Below are 13725 nucleotides of genomic sequence, written 5' to 3'. Positions count from 1 at the left end.
GCGGCCCCCGCCCGGCCAGACCCCTGCCGCGCAAGGATTCACGGGTAGAGCAGGTACCGCCCCCGCACCGCCGCGAACCGCTCCAGCCCTGCCGCCCAGTCGGCCGCGATCTCCTCCACCCCGGCCCCCGCGTCCACCATCCTCCGGACCCGGTCCGAGCCGGTCAGCTGGTCGATCCAGTGGTCCGTGCGCCATGCAAAACCGCTCCACGTCCGCTTCGCGGTCACCAGCAGCCCGATGCCGGCCCGTACCGGGTCGAAGGCCGCCCGGTCGTGCACGATCAGCCGGACCCCGCCGCACACCTTCCCGACGTGCTTGGAGAAGGTCGGCGTGAAGTAGGCCTCCCGGAACCACACCCCCGGCAGCCCCAGCTCCTGGGCCGCCTCCGCCCACCGCCGGTCCACGCCCTCCGCGCCGACCACCTCGAACGGCGTGGTCGTCCCGCGCCCCTCCGAAAGGTTGGTGCCCTCGAACAGGCAGGTGCCGGCATAGGCGAGGGCCGTGTCCGGCGTCGGCACGTTCGGGCTCGGCGGCACCCAGGGCAGTCCGGTCGCCCCGAAGAAGGAATCCCGCCGCCACCCGGTCATCCGTACCGTGCTCAGCCTGACCGGTTGCGCGGCCAGGAACTCCCCGTTGAACAGCAGAGCCAGCTCGGCCACCGTCATCCCGTGCGCGAGCGCGATCGGCTCGCGGCCCACGCCGCTCGCGTACGCGCGCTCCAGCACGGGCCCGGCGGCCCGCCGCCCGCCCACCGGGTTCGGCCGGTCCAGTACGACCACCGCCTTGCCGGCCAGCGCGGCCGCGCGCATGCAGTCGTACAGGGTCCAGATGTAGGTGTAGAAGCGCGCCCCGACGTCCTGGATGTCGAAGACGACGGTGTCGATCCCGGCCGCCGTGAACACGTCCGCGAGCTTCTGCCCGCTCTTGCCGTACGTGTCGTACACCGGCAGCCCGGTCGCCGGATCGCGCCCGGCCGCCTCCGAGTCGCCCGCCTGCGCCGTCCCGCGGAACCCGTGTTCCGGCCCGAACACCGCCACCAGGTTCACCCTTGCGTCCGCGTGCAGTACGTCGACCAGGTGGCGGGCGTCGGGGGTGATCCCGGTGGGGTTGGTGACCACCCCGACACGCTGCCCGGCGAGCACCGCGTAGCCGTCCGCGGCGAGCTGCTCGAAGCCCGTGCGTACCCGGTCGGTGGCTGCCGCCGCCGGGTCCGATGCCCGTCCGGGCGCCGCGCCCACCGCCCCGAGAGTCCCCAAGGCCCCCGTCGTCCCCGCCAGTCCCAGCAGCCCCCGTCGTGACAGCGTCATCCGGCCACGCTAAGCGTCTGCCCCCTTCCACCCCTACATACCGACCGGTTAGTCTGCCCGGCATCCGGCCATGAAAGGTGATCCCCGTGAGCGCGTACCAGGACCAGCGAGTCGTCGTCACCGGCGCGGGCGGCGGCATCGGCGCCGCCCTCGCCCACCGCTTCGCCGCCGAGGGGGCCACGGTCGTGGTCAACGACCTCGACGCCGCCAAGGCCGCCGCCGTGGCGGGCGCGATCGGCGCCCGGGCGATCGCGGTCCCGGGCGATGCCTCGGCCGTCGTGGCGCAGGCCCGCGAGGCCCTTGGCGGACGGGTGGACGTCTACTGCGCGAACGCCGGACTCGCCTCGGGCGGCGATGCGTTCGCCGACGAGGCCGTGTGGGAGGCGGCCTGGGACACCAACGTCATGGCGCACGTCCGTGCTGCCCGGCTGCTGCTGCCCGAGTGGCTGGAGCGCGGGAGCGGGCGCTTCGTGTCCACCGTCTCGGCCGCAGGGCTGCTGACCATGATCGGGGCGGCGCCGTACAGTGTCACCAAGCACGGTGCGCTCGCCTTCGCGGAGTGGCTCTCGCTGACCTACCGCCACCGCGGCGTTCAGGTCCATGCCATCTGCCCGCAGGGGGTCCGCACCGACATGCTGACGGCCGCGGGCTCGGCGGGCGAACTCGTCCTCGCGCCGACCGCGATCGAGCCGGAAGCGGTTGCGGACGCACTGTTCGACGGCATGGAGAAGGGCCGGTTCTTGATCCTCCCGCACCCCGAGGTCGCGGACTACTACGCCGCCCGCGCCACCGGACCGGACCGCTGGCTCGCCGGCATGAACCACCTCCAGCAGAAGTGGGAGACCAGGTGACCCGGTCCTCCGGCTATGCCGCCAAGCCGTGGACCGGGCTGCTGAGCCCGGCCCAGCGCGCCCCCGTCTCCCCGCCGCCCAGCGTGCTGCACGCCTTCCGCGCCGCCGTCGCCCGGGCCCCGGAGCGCACAGCGCTGGCCTACTTCGACGGCCGCATCGGCTACGCGGAGACCGACGCGCTCTCCGATTCGGTCGCCGGCCACCTCGCGGCGCACGGCATCCGCCGCGGGGACCGGGTCGCCGTCATGCTGCAGAACACCCCGCACTTCGTGCTCGCCGTCCTGGGCGCCTGGAAGGCCGGGGCGGTGGTCGTCCCGCTCAACCCTATGTACAAATCGGGTGAGATCGGGCACATCCTGCGGGATTCGGGGGCTGCCGCGCTGGTCTGCGACGGCCGCGCGTGGTCGGCGTACGTGGCCGAGGCCGTCCGCGGCACGGCCGTGCGGGTCGCCCTGACCGCCTCGGACCGGGACTTCCAGACCCGGAACGACCCGCGCGTCCTCGCCCCGGCGGAACCCAGCTCCGCCCCCACGCCACCCCGGCCCGCGCCGGACCTGGCCGTGCCGGTCCCGGCCGCGCCGGACCTGGCCGTGCCGGACCGGACCGTGTCGGTCCCGGCCGTGTCGGTCCCGGCCGTGTCGGTCCCGGCCGTGCCGGTCCCGGCCGTGCCGGACCGGACCGCGCCGGACCGGACCGCGCCGGACCGGACCGCGCCGGACCGGATCGCGCCGGACTTGGCCGAGCCGGACCAGGCCGCGTCGGGCTCTGCCCCGGCGCCGGCAGGCGCGGTTGGACCGGTCCCGCAGCCGCGACACCCACAGGCCGGATCCCGGCGGCCCGGACCCGCCGGTCCCGGTGCCGAAGCCCCCCGGGCCCCCACCCCGGCCGACCTCACCGCCGTGGCCCGCCAGGGCCACCCCGCCCCGCCGGACCCCGGCCTCACCGCCGCCGACACCGCGCTCATCAGCTACACCTCCGGCACCAGCGGCACCCCCAAGGGCGCCATGAACCCGCACGGCGCGCTCACCCACAACGCCGTCCGGCAGGTCACCGGACACCCGCTCCCCGAGGGCGCCGCGTACTTCGCACTCGCGCCCCTGTTCCACATCACCGGCATGGTCTGCGAGCTCGGCGCCTGCTTCGCCAACGCCGGCACCCTCGTCCTCGCCCACCGCTTCGACGCCGGCGTCGTCCTCGACGCCTTCCTCGAGCACCGCCCCGCCTACACCGTCGGCCCGGCCACCGCCTTCATGGCCCTCGCCGCCCACCCCGAGGTCACCCCGGACCACTTCGCCTCGTTCCAGGTGGTCTCCTCCGGCGGCGCCCCGCTCCCGCCCGCCCTCGTCGAACGCCTCCGCGCCGCCTTCGGCTTCTACCTGCGCAACGGCTACGGCCTGACCGAGTGCACCGCACCCTGCGCCTCCGTGCCCGTGCACCTCGAAGCCCCGGTGGACCCCGCCTCCGGCACCCTCTCCGTGGGTCTGCCCGGCGCGGACACGCTCGTACGGATCCTGGACGAGCACGGCGGCGAGGTGCCCTTCGGCGAGACGGGCGAGATAGCCGTCCGCGGGCCCCAGGTCGTCCCCGGCTACTGGGGGCTGCCGGCGGACACTGCCAAGGCCTTCCCGGACGGCGAACTGCGCACCGGCGACGTCGGGTTCATGGACGCGGACGGCTGGCTCTACGTCGTCGACCGCAAGAAGGACATGATCAACGCCTCGGGGTTCAAGGTCTGGCCGCGCGAGGTCGAGGACGTGCTCTACACGCACCCCGCCGTGCGCGAGGCGGCCGTGGTCGGCGTCCCGGATCCGTACCGCGGGGAGAGCGTGAAGGCGTACGTGAGCCTGCGCCCCGGCACCTCGGCGCAGCCGGAGGAGCTGTCCGCGTACTGCGCCGCCCGCATCGCCGCGTACAAATACCCGAGGCAAGTGGAGATCCTGCCTGTCCTGCCTAAGACGACGAGTGGCAAGATCCTGCGACGGGAACTGCGCGACCGCGGCTGAAAACAGTCGTACGGTCGTACAGCCGGTCGTACGGCTGGTGCGTACGGCCGGTCGTACGCACCAGAGAACAGGGAAGGGAAGGTCAGCGCCATGGCTGCCAGGACCACGGAGCCCGAAGGCACGCACGAGACCCCGGTGCCGCAGCGGCTGCTGGCCGTCGCCACCCGGCTGTTCGCCGAGCGCGGCTACGACCGCACCTCCGTACAGGAGATCGTCGAGGCGGCCGGGGTCACCAAGGGCGCGCTCTACCACTACTTCGGATCCAAGGACGACCTGCTGCACGAGGTGTACTCGCGGATGCTGCGCCTCCAGCAGCAGCGCCTGGACGCGGTGGCCGATTCCGATGCCCCGGTCGAGGAGCGGCTGCGCGCCGCGGCCGCCGACGTGGTGGTCACCACCATCGAGAACCTCGACGACGCGGCGATCTTCTTCCGGTCGATGCACCAGCTCAGCCCGGAGAAGTTCAAGCAGGTACGGGCGGAGCGCCGGCGCTACCACGAGCGCTTCCGGGCGCTGGTCGAGGAAGGCCAGCGCACCGGAGTCTTCTCCACCGCCACGCCCGCGGACCTGGTGGTGGACTACCACTTCGGATCCGTCCACCACCTGTCCACCTGGTACCGCACGGACGGCCCGCTCACACCGCAGCAGGTCGCCGATCACCTCGCCGACCTGCTGCTGCGCGCGCTGCGACCGTAGGAGCACGGTCAGTGCGTCGGGTCACCCGTTACGGGGCCACCTTCAGCAGCTTGTTCGCCGTGCCGGGCGACGGGTTGCTCACCGCACCCGCCGTGGCCGCGGCCGTCAGCGCCGCGGCCGTCTGCGCCGGGGTCGCGGACGGGTGCCCGGCCAGGTAGACCGCCGCGGCGCCCACCACGTGCGGGGTTGCCATGGAGGTGCCCGAGATGGTCTTCGTGCCGGTGTCGCTGTCGTTCCAGTCGGACGTGATGTCCGAACCCGGCGCGTACAGGTCCACCACGGAGCCGAAGTTCGAGAACGAGGACTGCTCGTCGTCGATGGTGCTCGACGCCACGGTGATCGCCTCCGGAACCCGCGAGGGGGATCCCTGTCCGGCGTCGGCCGACTCATTGCCCGCCGCGACCGCGAAGGTGACGCCCGAGGCGATGGCCCGGCGCACCGCCTCGTCGAGGGCCTCGTCCGCGCCGCCGCCCAGGCTCATGTTGGCCACCGAGGGCCCCGAGTGGTGCTGGGTGACCCAGTCGATCCCGGCGACCACCTGCTCGGTCGTGCCGGAGCCGTTGTCGTCCAGCACCCGCACCGCGACCAGCTTCGCCTTCTTGGCGACGCCGTGCGCGGTCCCGGCTATGGTGCCCGCGACGTGCGTGCCGTGGCCGTTGCCGTCGTCGGCCTTGTCGTCGTTGTCCACCGCGTCGAAGCCGGACGTCGCGCGGCCGCCGAAGTCCTTGTGCGTCGTGCGTATGCCGGTGTCGATGACGTACGCCGTCACGCCCTCGCCGGCGCTGTCGGGGTAGTTGTACTTCTTGTCGCCCGCCTTGGCCGTCTGGTCGATCCGGTCCAGGCCCCATGAAGGCGGGTTGTCCTGCGTGGCGTTGATGGTGAACTTCTTGTTCTGCACGACCTTGCCGACGGCCGGGTCCGCGGCGAGCCGCTTGGCCTCGGTCTCGCTCATGCCCGAGGCCGAGAAGCCGTTGACCCCGGAGCTGTACGTGCGCTGCAGCTCGCCGCCGTACTTCTTGGCCAGCTGTTCCTTGTTCGCGGATGCGTCGAGAATGACGACGTAGCTACCGCTGATCGCACCGGGTGCGCCCAGTCCGTACACCGTGCCCTCGGCCGGTGTCGCAGCCCCCGCTAAGGGGCTGGCGATCAGGGCAACAGTGGCCGCGGCAGCGACTCCCGTGCCGACCGCCGCGTACCGGAAAGTGCGCGAGCGCTTGTGAGTTGCCATCTGGAGAGTTCTCCTCTTGCTGACGTGTGGGGCGTCAAACGTTCTGGAGAACCCTGTTCCGATTGACAGGCGCAAATCAAGAACGTACCGGCGGTTCGGGGTTGTTCAACAAGGTTTCTTAAAAGGCCCCCCGCACCGCCTTCACGTCGCACATGAGTTCGCGCGAACTCCTGCACGATTCCTACACGTTCACGAGCGGCCCGCGTACTTCTTCAGCTCCCGGTGCGCCAGCGAGCGCTGGTGCACCTCGTCCGGCCCGTCCGCGAGCCGCAACGTCCGTGCCGCCGCCCACAGTTCGGCCAGCGGGAAGTCCTGGCTCACCCCGCCCGCGCCGTGCAGCTGCACCGCGTCGTCCAGGATCCGCACCACCGCCCGCGGGGTCGCGATCTTGATGGCCTGGATCTCGGTGTGCGCACCCCGGTTGCCGACCGTGTCCATCAGCCAGGCCGTCTTCAGGACCAGCAGGCGCAGCTGCTCCACCGTGACCCGGGCGTCCGCGATCCAGTTCTGTACGACGCCCTGCGCGGCCAGCTCCTTGCCGAAGGCCGTACGGCCCACCGCGCGCCGGCACATCAGCTCGATGGCCCGCTCCGCCATGCCGATGAGCCGCATGCAGTGGTGGATCCGGCCCGGGCCGAGCCGGGCCTGGGCGATCGCGAAGCCGGTGCCCTCCTCGCCGATCAGGTTCGCGGCCGGGACCCGGGCCCCGTCGAAGACCACCTCGGCGTGGCCGCCGTGGTCGTGGTCCTCGTACCCGTAGACGGTCATCGCCCGGCGCACCTCGACGCCCGGGGTGTCGCGCGGGACCAGGATCATCGACTGCTGGCGGCGCGGGTCGGCGCCCTCCGGGTCGGTCTTGCCCATCACGATGAAGATCTTGCAGTCCGGGTTCATGGCCCCGGAGATGAACCACTTGCGGCCGGTGACCACGTACGCGTCACCGTCGCGCACGATCCGGGTCTCGATGTTCGTCGCGTCCGAGGAGGCCACGTCCGGCTCGGTCATCGCGAAGGCGGAGCGGATCTCCCCGGCCAGCAGGGGGTGCAGCCACTGCTTCTTCTGCTCCTCGTTGCCGAACTGCGCCAGCAGCTCCATGTTCCCGGTGTCCGGAGCCGCGCAATTGGTCGCCATCGGGGCCAGGTGCGGGCTGCGGCCGGTGATCTCGGCGAGCGGCGCGTACTGGAGGTTGGTCAGCCCGGCGCCGTACTCCGCGTCCGGCAGGCTGTGCTGGTCTACGAAGAACAGGTTCCACAGGCCCTGACGGCGCGCCTCGGCCTTCAGTTCACCGAACACGGCCGGGGTGTCCCAGGGCGAGGCCAGCCGCGCGCGCTGCTCGGCGGCGACGGGTTCCGCCGGGTAGACGTACTCCTCCATGAACGCGAGCAGCCGCTCGCGGAGTTCCTCGGTCCGGGTGTCGAATGCGAAGTCCATGGGTGTGGCTCAACCTTCCTGGAGGGTCGTCAGACCGTGCTCGATGAAGACCGGGACCAGCTCGCCGATCCGGTCGAAGCCCGCGCCCACCGTCTGCCCGAGCGTGTAGCGGTAGTGGATGCCCTCGAGGATCACGGCGAGCTTGAACCAGGCGAAGGCCGTGTACCAGGCGATCGCGCCGGTGTCCCGGCCGGACCGGGCGGCGTACCGCTCGATCAGCTCGGCCGGCGCCGGATGGCCGGGCGCGCCGCTCGTCGTGCTGACCGGGGAGTCGGTCAGCCCCAGGTCCGAGCTGTACATCACCAGCAGCCCGAGGTCGGTCAGCGGGTCGCCGAGCGTGGACATCTCCCAGTCCAGCACCGCCCGGATCGTGTCGTCCGGACCACCGATCAGTACGTTGTCCAGCCGGAAGTCGCCGTGTACGACGGTCGGGGCGGGGGAGTCGGGCAGGGCGCGGCCGAGCGCGCCGTGCAGTTCGTCGATGCCCGCGAGCTCGCGCCCCCGGGAGGCCGCGAGCTGCTTGCCCCAGCGGCGCAGCTGCCGGTCGAGGAACCCCTCGGGCCGGCCGAAGTCGCCCAGGCCCACCGCCTCCGGGTCCTGCGCGTGCAGGTCGACCAGCGTGTCGACCAGGCCCAGGACCGCCCGCCGGGTGCGCTCGGGGCCGATAGCGGCCAGCTGTCCGGCCGTCCGGTACGGCACCCCGTCCACGTACTCCATGACGTAGAACGGCGCCCCGAGGACCGACTCGTCCTCGCACAGCAGCAGCGGCTCGGGCACCGGCACGGCCGTACCGTGCAGCGCCCGGATCACCCGGTGCTCGCGCCGCATGTCGTGCGCCGTGGCCAGGACGTGGCCGAGCGGCGGGCGGCGCACCACCCAGCGGGCGGTCCCGTCGGTGATCTCGTACGTGAGGTTCGAGCGGCCGCCTTCGATCAGCCGGCCGCGCAGCGCCCCGGTCACGAGCCCCGGCCGCGCCCGGTCGAGATGACCGCGCAGCCGCTCCAGATCGAGGCCCCGGGGGCCGGCTGAAGCGGACGCTGACGCTGAGGTCATGGTGCGCACCTCCGTGCGGAGTGGACGAGGACGGGCGAACGAGAGACATCATGCCGACCAGTCGGTATGTCGTCCAGTGTGCAGGGCCCACGAGTACGGGCCGGAGGGGACCCTCCGCCCGTCCGCAGCTCGGAACAGCAGCTCGGAACAGCAGCTCGGAGCAGCGGATCGGAGCAGCGGGTCAGAACGGCAACGCCACGCGTGTCACGCGTGGCAGAGGATCGGCTTCCCGCCGTTCATCACCGTCATGTCCTGGAGCACCGCCAGTATGTTCAGCGGCGCCCCTTCCGGCTCGCCGGCCAGCTCCGCGTACGCCCGGTGCAGGTTCGCCACCAGCCGCTCGCTCTCCCGCCACGCCCCGAACTCGCCGAGATCGGCCTCGCGCGCCACCTCCAGCGGGGTCAGCCCCTTCGCCCTGCCCTCCCGGGCGAGTCCGGCCACGTACTGCAGGTAGCGCTCGGTGGCCTCGTAGGCCGACGGGTCCGTCAGCGGCCCGTGACCCGGTACGACCGTCTCCGCGCCCAGCGAGCGCAGCAGCTCCAGCGCCCGCAGCGACCCGGCCAGCGAGCCCATCGCCAGGAACGGCGTGCCCTCGGCGAAGACCAGGTCGCCGGTGAAGACGGTCCGCTGCCCGGGAAGCCACACGATCGAGTCCCCGGTGGTGTGCGCGACGCCCGGGTGGATGACCTGGACCTCCGTCCCGCCGAGGTGGAGGGTCGCCCGGTCGCTGTACGTGAGGTCGGGCGGGATGATCTCGATCGCGCCGAAGTCGGTCGTCGGCCAGATCATCTCCAGCTGGTGCCCGGCGGCGAGCTGCTCGGTGCGCGCGTTGTCGTGCCCGAGGATCAGGGCCTCGGGGGCGAAGACGCCGTTGCCGTACGTGTGGTCGCCGTGGTGGTGGGTGTTGACCACCGTGCGCGGCAACGGCACCCCGGCCGCCACGACCGCCTCGCGCAGGGCCCGTGCCCGCCGCTCGGTGGCCGCGGTGTCGACGAGCAGGGTCCGGCCGCCGTCGCTCACGAAGCCGGCGTTGTTGAGGCACCAGCCGCCGTCCGGCTGGACGTAGGCGTACACCCCGCTCGCGGGCTGGACGAGGTACGGCTCTTCGGCGGTCATCTGCTCTCCCCGGGTCGCTCTGACAAGCGGTCAGCATCCTGCCAGTCGCGGCGGCGCCGGGGGAGAGCGGGGGCGGGTCGGTGCGGCTGTTTCCGGCAGCCGTCCAGCGGTCCGTCAGTGGTCGTCGTAGTGGCCGTCGTGCTCGGCGTGCCGGTGCCCGTCGTGCATGTAGTCCACGTGGTCGCCGTGCCGCACGGCCTCATGCCCGCAGGCCGGTCCGTGGGCGTGTTCGTGGGCCTCGTGGGCGGTGTGTCCCGCGGGCTCGCACTCGTCCCAGTGCCCGGAGTGCTCGCGGTGCAGATGGCCGTCGTGCGCGTAGTCGACGTGGTCGCCGTGGGACACCTCGGTGTGGCCGCAGCCGGGGCCGTGGGTGTGCTCGTGGGTGGGGTGTTCCTGGTGCATGGTCGTCATGGCGCCGAGGCTAATGCGGAACGCCCCTTATCGCCTGCTGTGTCCCAAGTGGCGCGAACAAGCCGGATCATCCGACGAGCTGCTCAGAAGATGACCGCCACCGCAAAGACCGACAGCGCCACCGTGCACGCCACCGCAGCCAGCGCCGACCCCGGCGCGAGCCCCGGCGGCCGGACCGCCGCCAGCTGCCGCATCCGCACGTGCGCGACCCCCAGGAACGCCAGCCAGATCAGTACGATCACCGCCGCCCCGACCACCTCCACCGGCGAACCCGACCCGCGCAGCGCCTGCCGCAGCGCCAGCACCGCCGTCACCGAGCACGCCAGCGTCGTACGCCGCCACGCGAGCCGGGTCCGCTCGGGCTGCAGGCCCGCGTCGCGCCCCGCCGTACTGGAGGACGTCACTGCCCGCTCGTCCAGCCCAGCAGCACCACCAGCACCATCGACACCGCGACCAGCCCCACCCCCAGGCTCAGCACCACCGGGAACCGGGACAGCGGCAGGTCCTCGCCACGCCGCATCGCCCGCTCGCACCGCACCCAGTGGTTCACCGCCCGCAGCGCACAGGCCGCACCCACCGCGAGCAGCGCGAGGGACATCCCGACCCGCACCCCCCAGCGCAGGTCGGGCAGGAACTGGTCCACCGCGAAGCCGCCGCCCACCAGGGCGAGGGCGGTCCGGATCCAGGCCAGGAAGGTCCGCTCGTTGGCCAGCGAGAAGCGGTAGTCGGGGGTCTCGCCCTCGTCCCTCACCCGCTGCGGCGCGAACCAGAGGCGCACGTCCTTGACGAAGTCGATCACCTGGTCAATCTACTGGCCGGACCCCCGGTGCGCGCGCAGCCGCCGGTACGCCTCCAACCCGTCCGGCACCCACTCCCACTCGCCGTCCGCGACCCGCTGCGCCAGCTCCTCCTCGGAGAGCCACGCGTGCCAGGCGACCTCCGACTCCTGCGGCCGCACCGGCAGATCGCAGCGCACCTCGTGCACGTACGACCACCAGGACCCGCCCGGCCCCTCGTACAGGAACTTGAACAGCGGCACGGGCTGCGCCAGCCCCTGCACGCCCAGTTCCTCCTCGGCCTCCCGCAGGGCGGCCTGCGCATAGCTCTCGCCGGCGCCCAGCACCCCGCCCACGAACATGTCGTGGGCCGAGGGGAAGACCAGCTTCGAGGCCGTCCGCCGGTGCACGAAGATCCGCCCCCGTGCATCCCTGGCCTGCACGAACACACAGCGGTGGAGCAGCCCGCCCGCGTACACCTCGCCCCGCGGCGCCTGCCCCGTCACCCGGTCTTCCCGGTCCACCACGTCCAGTACTTCATCAGCGGCACTCACACGGCTCATCCAACCACCGCTGTTGACTGGTTACCGCTCCGTAGCCAAGGATCTGCCCCACCACCGACCGGAGGACGGGTTCGCAATGACGTACGACGCAGACGTGATCGTGATCGGGGCCGGACTCGCGGGCCTGGCGGCCACCGCCGAGCTCGTCGACGCGGGCCGCAAGGTCATCCTGCTCGACCAGGAGCCCGAGCAGTCGATCGGCGGCCAGGCGCACTGGTCCTTCGGCGGGCTGTTCTTCGTCGACTCGCCCGAGCAGCGGCGGATGCGGATCAAGGACAGCCGCGAGCTCGCCCTGCAGGACTGGCAGGGCACCGCCGGCTTCGACCGCGAGGAGGACGCCTGGCCGCGCCGCTGGGCCGAGGCCTACGTCGACTTCGCGGCCGGGGAGAAGCGGCCCTGGCTGCACGCCCAGGGCGTCCGCTTCTTCCCGGTGGTCGGCTGGGCCGAACGCGGCGGCTACGACGCGAACGGCCACGGCAACTCCGTCCCCCGCTTCCACATCACCTGGGGCACCGGGCCCGGCCTGGTCGAACCCTTCGAGCGGCGGGTCCGCGCCGGGGTGGCCCGCGGCCTGGTCCGGTTGCGGTTCCGCCACCGGGTCACCGGGCTCGCCCGGACGGCCGGGGCCCTCGACACCGTCACGGGCGAGATCCTGGAGCCCTCCGCCGCCGTACGGGGCACCGCGAGCGGCCGCGAGAGCACCGGGGCCTTCTCCCTCCGGGCCCAGGCGGTGATCGTGACCAGCGGCGGTATCGGCGGCAACCACGACCTCGTACGCGAACAGTGGCCGGCCCGGCTCGGCACCCCGCCGCAGCGGATGCTCTCCGGGGGTCCGGCGCACGTGGACGGCCTGATGCTGGGCATCGCGGAGGAGGCCGGCGCCAGCCACATCAACAAGGACCGCATGTGGCACTACACCGAAGGCATCGAGAACTGGAACCCGATCTGGGCCAAGCACGGCATCCGCATCCTGCCCGGACCGTCCTCGCTCTGGCTGGACGCCACCGGCAAGCGCCTGCCCGTACCGCTCTTCCCCGGGTTCGACACCCTCGGCACCCTCGACCACATCATGAAGACAGGCCACGACCACACCTGGTTCGTGCTCAACCAGCGCATCATCGGCAAGGAGTTCGGCCTCTCGGGCTCCGAGCAGAACCCGGACCTGACGGGCAAGTCCATCCGCGACGTCATCGACCGGGCACGGCAGGCCGTACCGGGACCGGTGCAGGCCTTCATGGACAACGGCGCGGACTTCGTCGTCGAACGCGACCTCGCCTCGCTGGTGCGCGGCATGAACGCGGTCACCAAGGAGGACCTGCTCGACGAGGAGACGGTCCGCCGGGAGATCGTGGCCCGGGACCGGGAGATCGCCAACCCGTTCACCAAGGACCTCCAGGTGACGGCCATCCACGGCGCCCGCAAGTACCTCGGCGACAAGCTGATCCGCACCGCCGCCCCGCACCGGATCCTGGACCCCAAGGCGGGCCCGCTGATCGCCGTACGGCTCTCCATCCTGACCCGCAAGTCCCTGGGCGGCCTGGAGACCGACCTGTCCTCCCGGGTCCTCACCGCATCCGGCGATCCGCTGCCCGGCCTGTACGCGGCCGGCGAGGCGGCCGGCTTCGGCGGCGGCGGGGTCCACGGCTACCGCGCCCTGGAGGGCACCTTCCTCGGCGGCTGCATCTTCTCGGGCCGCGCGGCGGGCCGCGCCGCGGGACGGGCGGTGGGCTGAGGCGGCCGGCCCGGTCAGGGCAGTTGCAGGTGTTCGACGACCCGGAAGCGTTCCGTGACGACCAGCGTGTCGTCGGCCACCGTGAACTCCGGGTCGCCCAGCACCTCGCGGATCTCCGGCCCGTGCCAGAACCGCTCGTGGGAAACGCGCCATTCGGCCACGGACGTGTACCCCTCGCCCTCGTCCAGGGCATGCCGGAGGTCCACCTCCGCGAGCGGTAGAACGCGTACGTCCGTCACCTCCAGGACGGCCACCGGACGCTCCGCGGAGTCCATGACCGCCATCCGCCCGCCCACGACCGGCAAGGGGTCGCCCGTGACCTCGTATTCGGTCAGCAACCCGGTCGTCGTGGTCTTCGCACCGCTCAGCACCGCCGCCACCAGGCTGTCGCGCAGCGGCCCGGGGAAGGCGAACAGGGCCGGCGGGAGATCGTCGTACGTCGTCATGAGCCCACCCTACGGGCGGGCCCGCGACGGCCGCCAACGGGTTGTTCCACCCCAACTGGCGTCATGTACATACCAGTTGAAACGCGCCACGCAGTGGACTGGACCTTGACGC

14 protein-coding genes are annotated in these 13725 nt (G+C 72.4%); 4 read left to right on the top strand and 10 right to left on the bottom strand.

Features of this window, described 5'->3' with window-relative positions; translation table 11 throughout:
- Positions 1-38: 38 nt before the first annotated feature.
- Complete coding sequence (locus ACZ5WG_RS33935; protein WP_468728243.1) at positions 39-1307, bottom strand: exo-beta-N-acetylmuramidase NamZ family protein; 1269 nt, start codon at positions 1305-1307, stop codon at positions 39-41.
- Positions 1308-1384: 77 nt separating this feature from the next.
- Here ACZ5WG_RS33935 and ACZ5WG_RS33930 point away from each other — a divergent pair, with 77 nt between their 5' ends.
- The 3 genes from ACZ5WG_RS33930 (at position 1385) to ACZ5WG_RS33920 (ending at position 4857) form a co-directional block, all read left to right on the top strand.
- Complete coding sequence (locus ACZ5WG_RS33930; RefSeq protein WP_468728242.1) at positions 1385-2158, top strand: SDR family oxidoreductase; 774 nt, start codon at positions 1385-1387, stop codon at positions 2156-2158.
- Complete coding sequence (locus tag ACZ5WG_RS33925) at positions 2155-4161, top strand: AMP-binding protein (protein WP_468728241.1); 2007 nt, start codon at positions 2155-2157, stop codon at positions 4159-4161. Before ACZ5WG_RS33930 ends, ACZ5WG_RS33925 begins: the two co-directional genes overlap by 4 nt.
- A 90-nt stretch (positions 4162-4251) precedes the next feature.
- Positions 4252-4857 carry a TetR/AcrR family transcriptional regulator gene (locus ACZ5WG_RS33920; protein ID WP_468728239.1) on the top strand — a complete coding sequence of 202 codons (606 nt, stop codon included), beginning with the start codon at positions 4252-4254 and terminating at the stop codon, positions 4855-4857.
- A 28-nt stretch (positions 4858-4885) separates the two neighbouring features.
- Here ACZ5WG_RS33920 and ACZ5WG_RS33915 read toward each other — a convergent pair whose 3' ends face one another.
- From ACZ5WG_RS33915 to ACZ5WG_RS33880, 8 genes are all read right to left on the bottom strand, one after another.
- On the bottom strand, positions 4886-6085 hold the full coding sequence (locus tag ACZ5WG_RS33915; protein ID WP_468728238.1) for a S8 family peptidase: 1200 nt from the start codon (positions 6083-6085) through the stop codon (positions 4886-4888).
- A gap of 189 nt (positions 6086-6274) precedes the next feature.
- Complete coding sequence (locus ACZ5WG_RS33910) at positions 6275-7516, bottom strand: acyl-CoA dehydrogenase family protein (protein WP_468728237.1); 1242 nt, start codon at positions 7514-7516, stop codon at positions 6275-6277.
- A 9-nt stretch (positions 7517-7525) separates the two neighbouring features.
- Positions 7526-8569 carry a phosphotransferase family protein gene (locus ACZ5WG_RS33905; protein ID WP_468728236.1) on the bottom strand — a complete coding sequence of 348 codons (1044 nt, stop codon included), beginning with the start codon at positions 8567-8569 and terminating at the stop codon, positions 7526-7528.
- 204 nt (positions 8570-8773) lie between these two features.
- The gene (locus ACZ5WG_RS33900; RefSeq protein WP_468728234.1) at positions 8774-9685 is read right to left on the bottom strand and encodes an MBL fold metallo-hydrolase; all 912 of its coding nucleotides are present in this window, start codon (positions 9683-9685) and stop codon (positions 8774-8776) included.
- A gap of 114 nt (positions 9686-9799) precedes the next feature.
- Positions 9800-10096, bottom strand: coding sequence for a hypothetical protein (locus ACZ5WG_RS33895; protein WP_468728233.1), 297 nt, complete (start codon positions 10094-10096; stop codon positions 9800-9802).
- A gap of 83 nt (positions 10097-10179) precedes the next feature.
- The gene (locus ACZ5WG_RS33890; RefSeq protein ID WP_468728232.1) at positions 10180-10500 is read right to left on the bottom strand and encodes a DUF202 domain-containing protein; all 321 of its coding nucleotides are present in this window, start codon (positions 10498-10500) and stop codon (positions 10180-10182) included.
- Positions 10497-10895, bottom strand: coding sequence for a YidH family protein (locus ACZ5WG_RS33885; protein WP_383518972.1), 399 nt, complete (start codon positions 10893-10895; stop codon positions 10497-10499). The genes ACZ5WG_RS33890 and ACZ5WG_RS33885 overlap by 4 nt, the downstream gene beginning before the upstream one ends.
- A gap of 9 nt (positions 10896-10904) precedes the next feature.
- Positions 10905-11426: an NUDIX hydrolase gene (locus ACZ5WG_RS33880; protein WP_468728365.1), complete on the bottom strand. Its 522-nt coding sequence runs from the start codon at positions 11424-11426 to the stop codon at positions 10905-10907.
- 85 nt (positions 11427-11511) lie between these two features.
- On the opposite strand from ACZ5WG_RS33880, the gene ACZ5WG_RS33875 reads away from it, so the two are divergent.
- A complete protein-coding gene (locus ACZ5WG_RS33875) occupies positions 11512-13167 on the top strand; it encodes an FAD-binding dehydrogenase (RefSeq protein WP_468728230.1) in 1656 nt (551 codons plus the stop codon).
- Positions 13168-13181: 14 nt separating this feature from the next.
- Here ACZ5WG_RS33875 and ACZ5WG_RS33870 read toward each other — a convergent pair whose 3' ends face one another.
- Positions 13182-13613: an ASCH domain-containing protein gene (locus ACZ5WG_RS33870; protein WP_468728229.1), complete on the bottom strand. Its 432-nt coding sequence runs from the start codon at positions 13611-13613 to the stop codon at positions 13182-13184.
- Positions 13614-13725: the final 112 nt, after the last annotated feature.

It is taken from the genome of Streptomyces sp. NPDC032745, from assembly GCF_055579465.1.
Note: the sequence above shows the minus strand (reverse complement) of the source record. Positions and strands in the feature narration are given on the sequence as shown.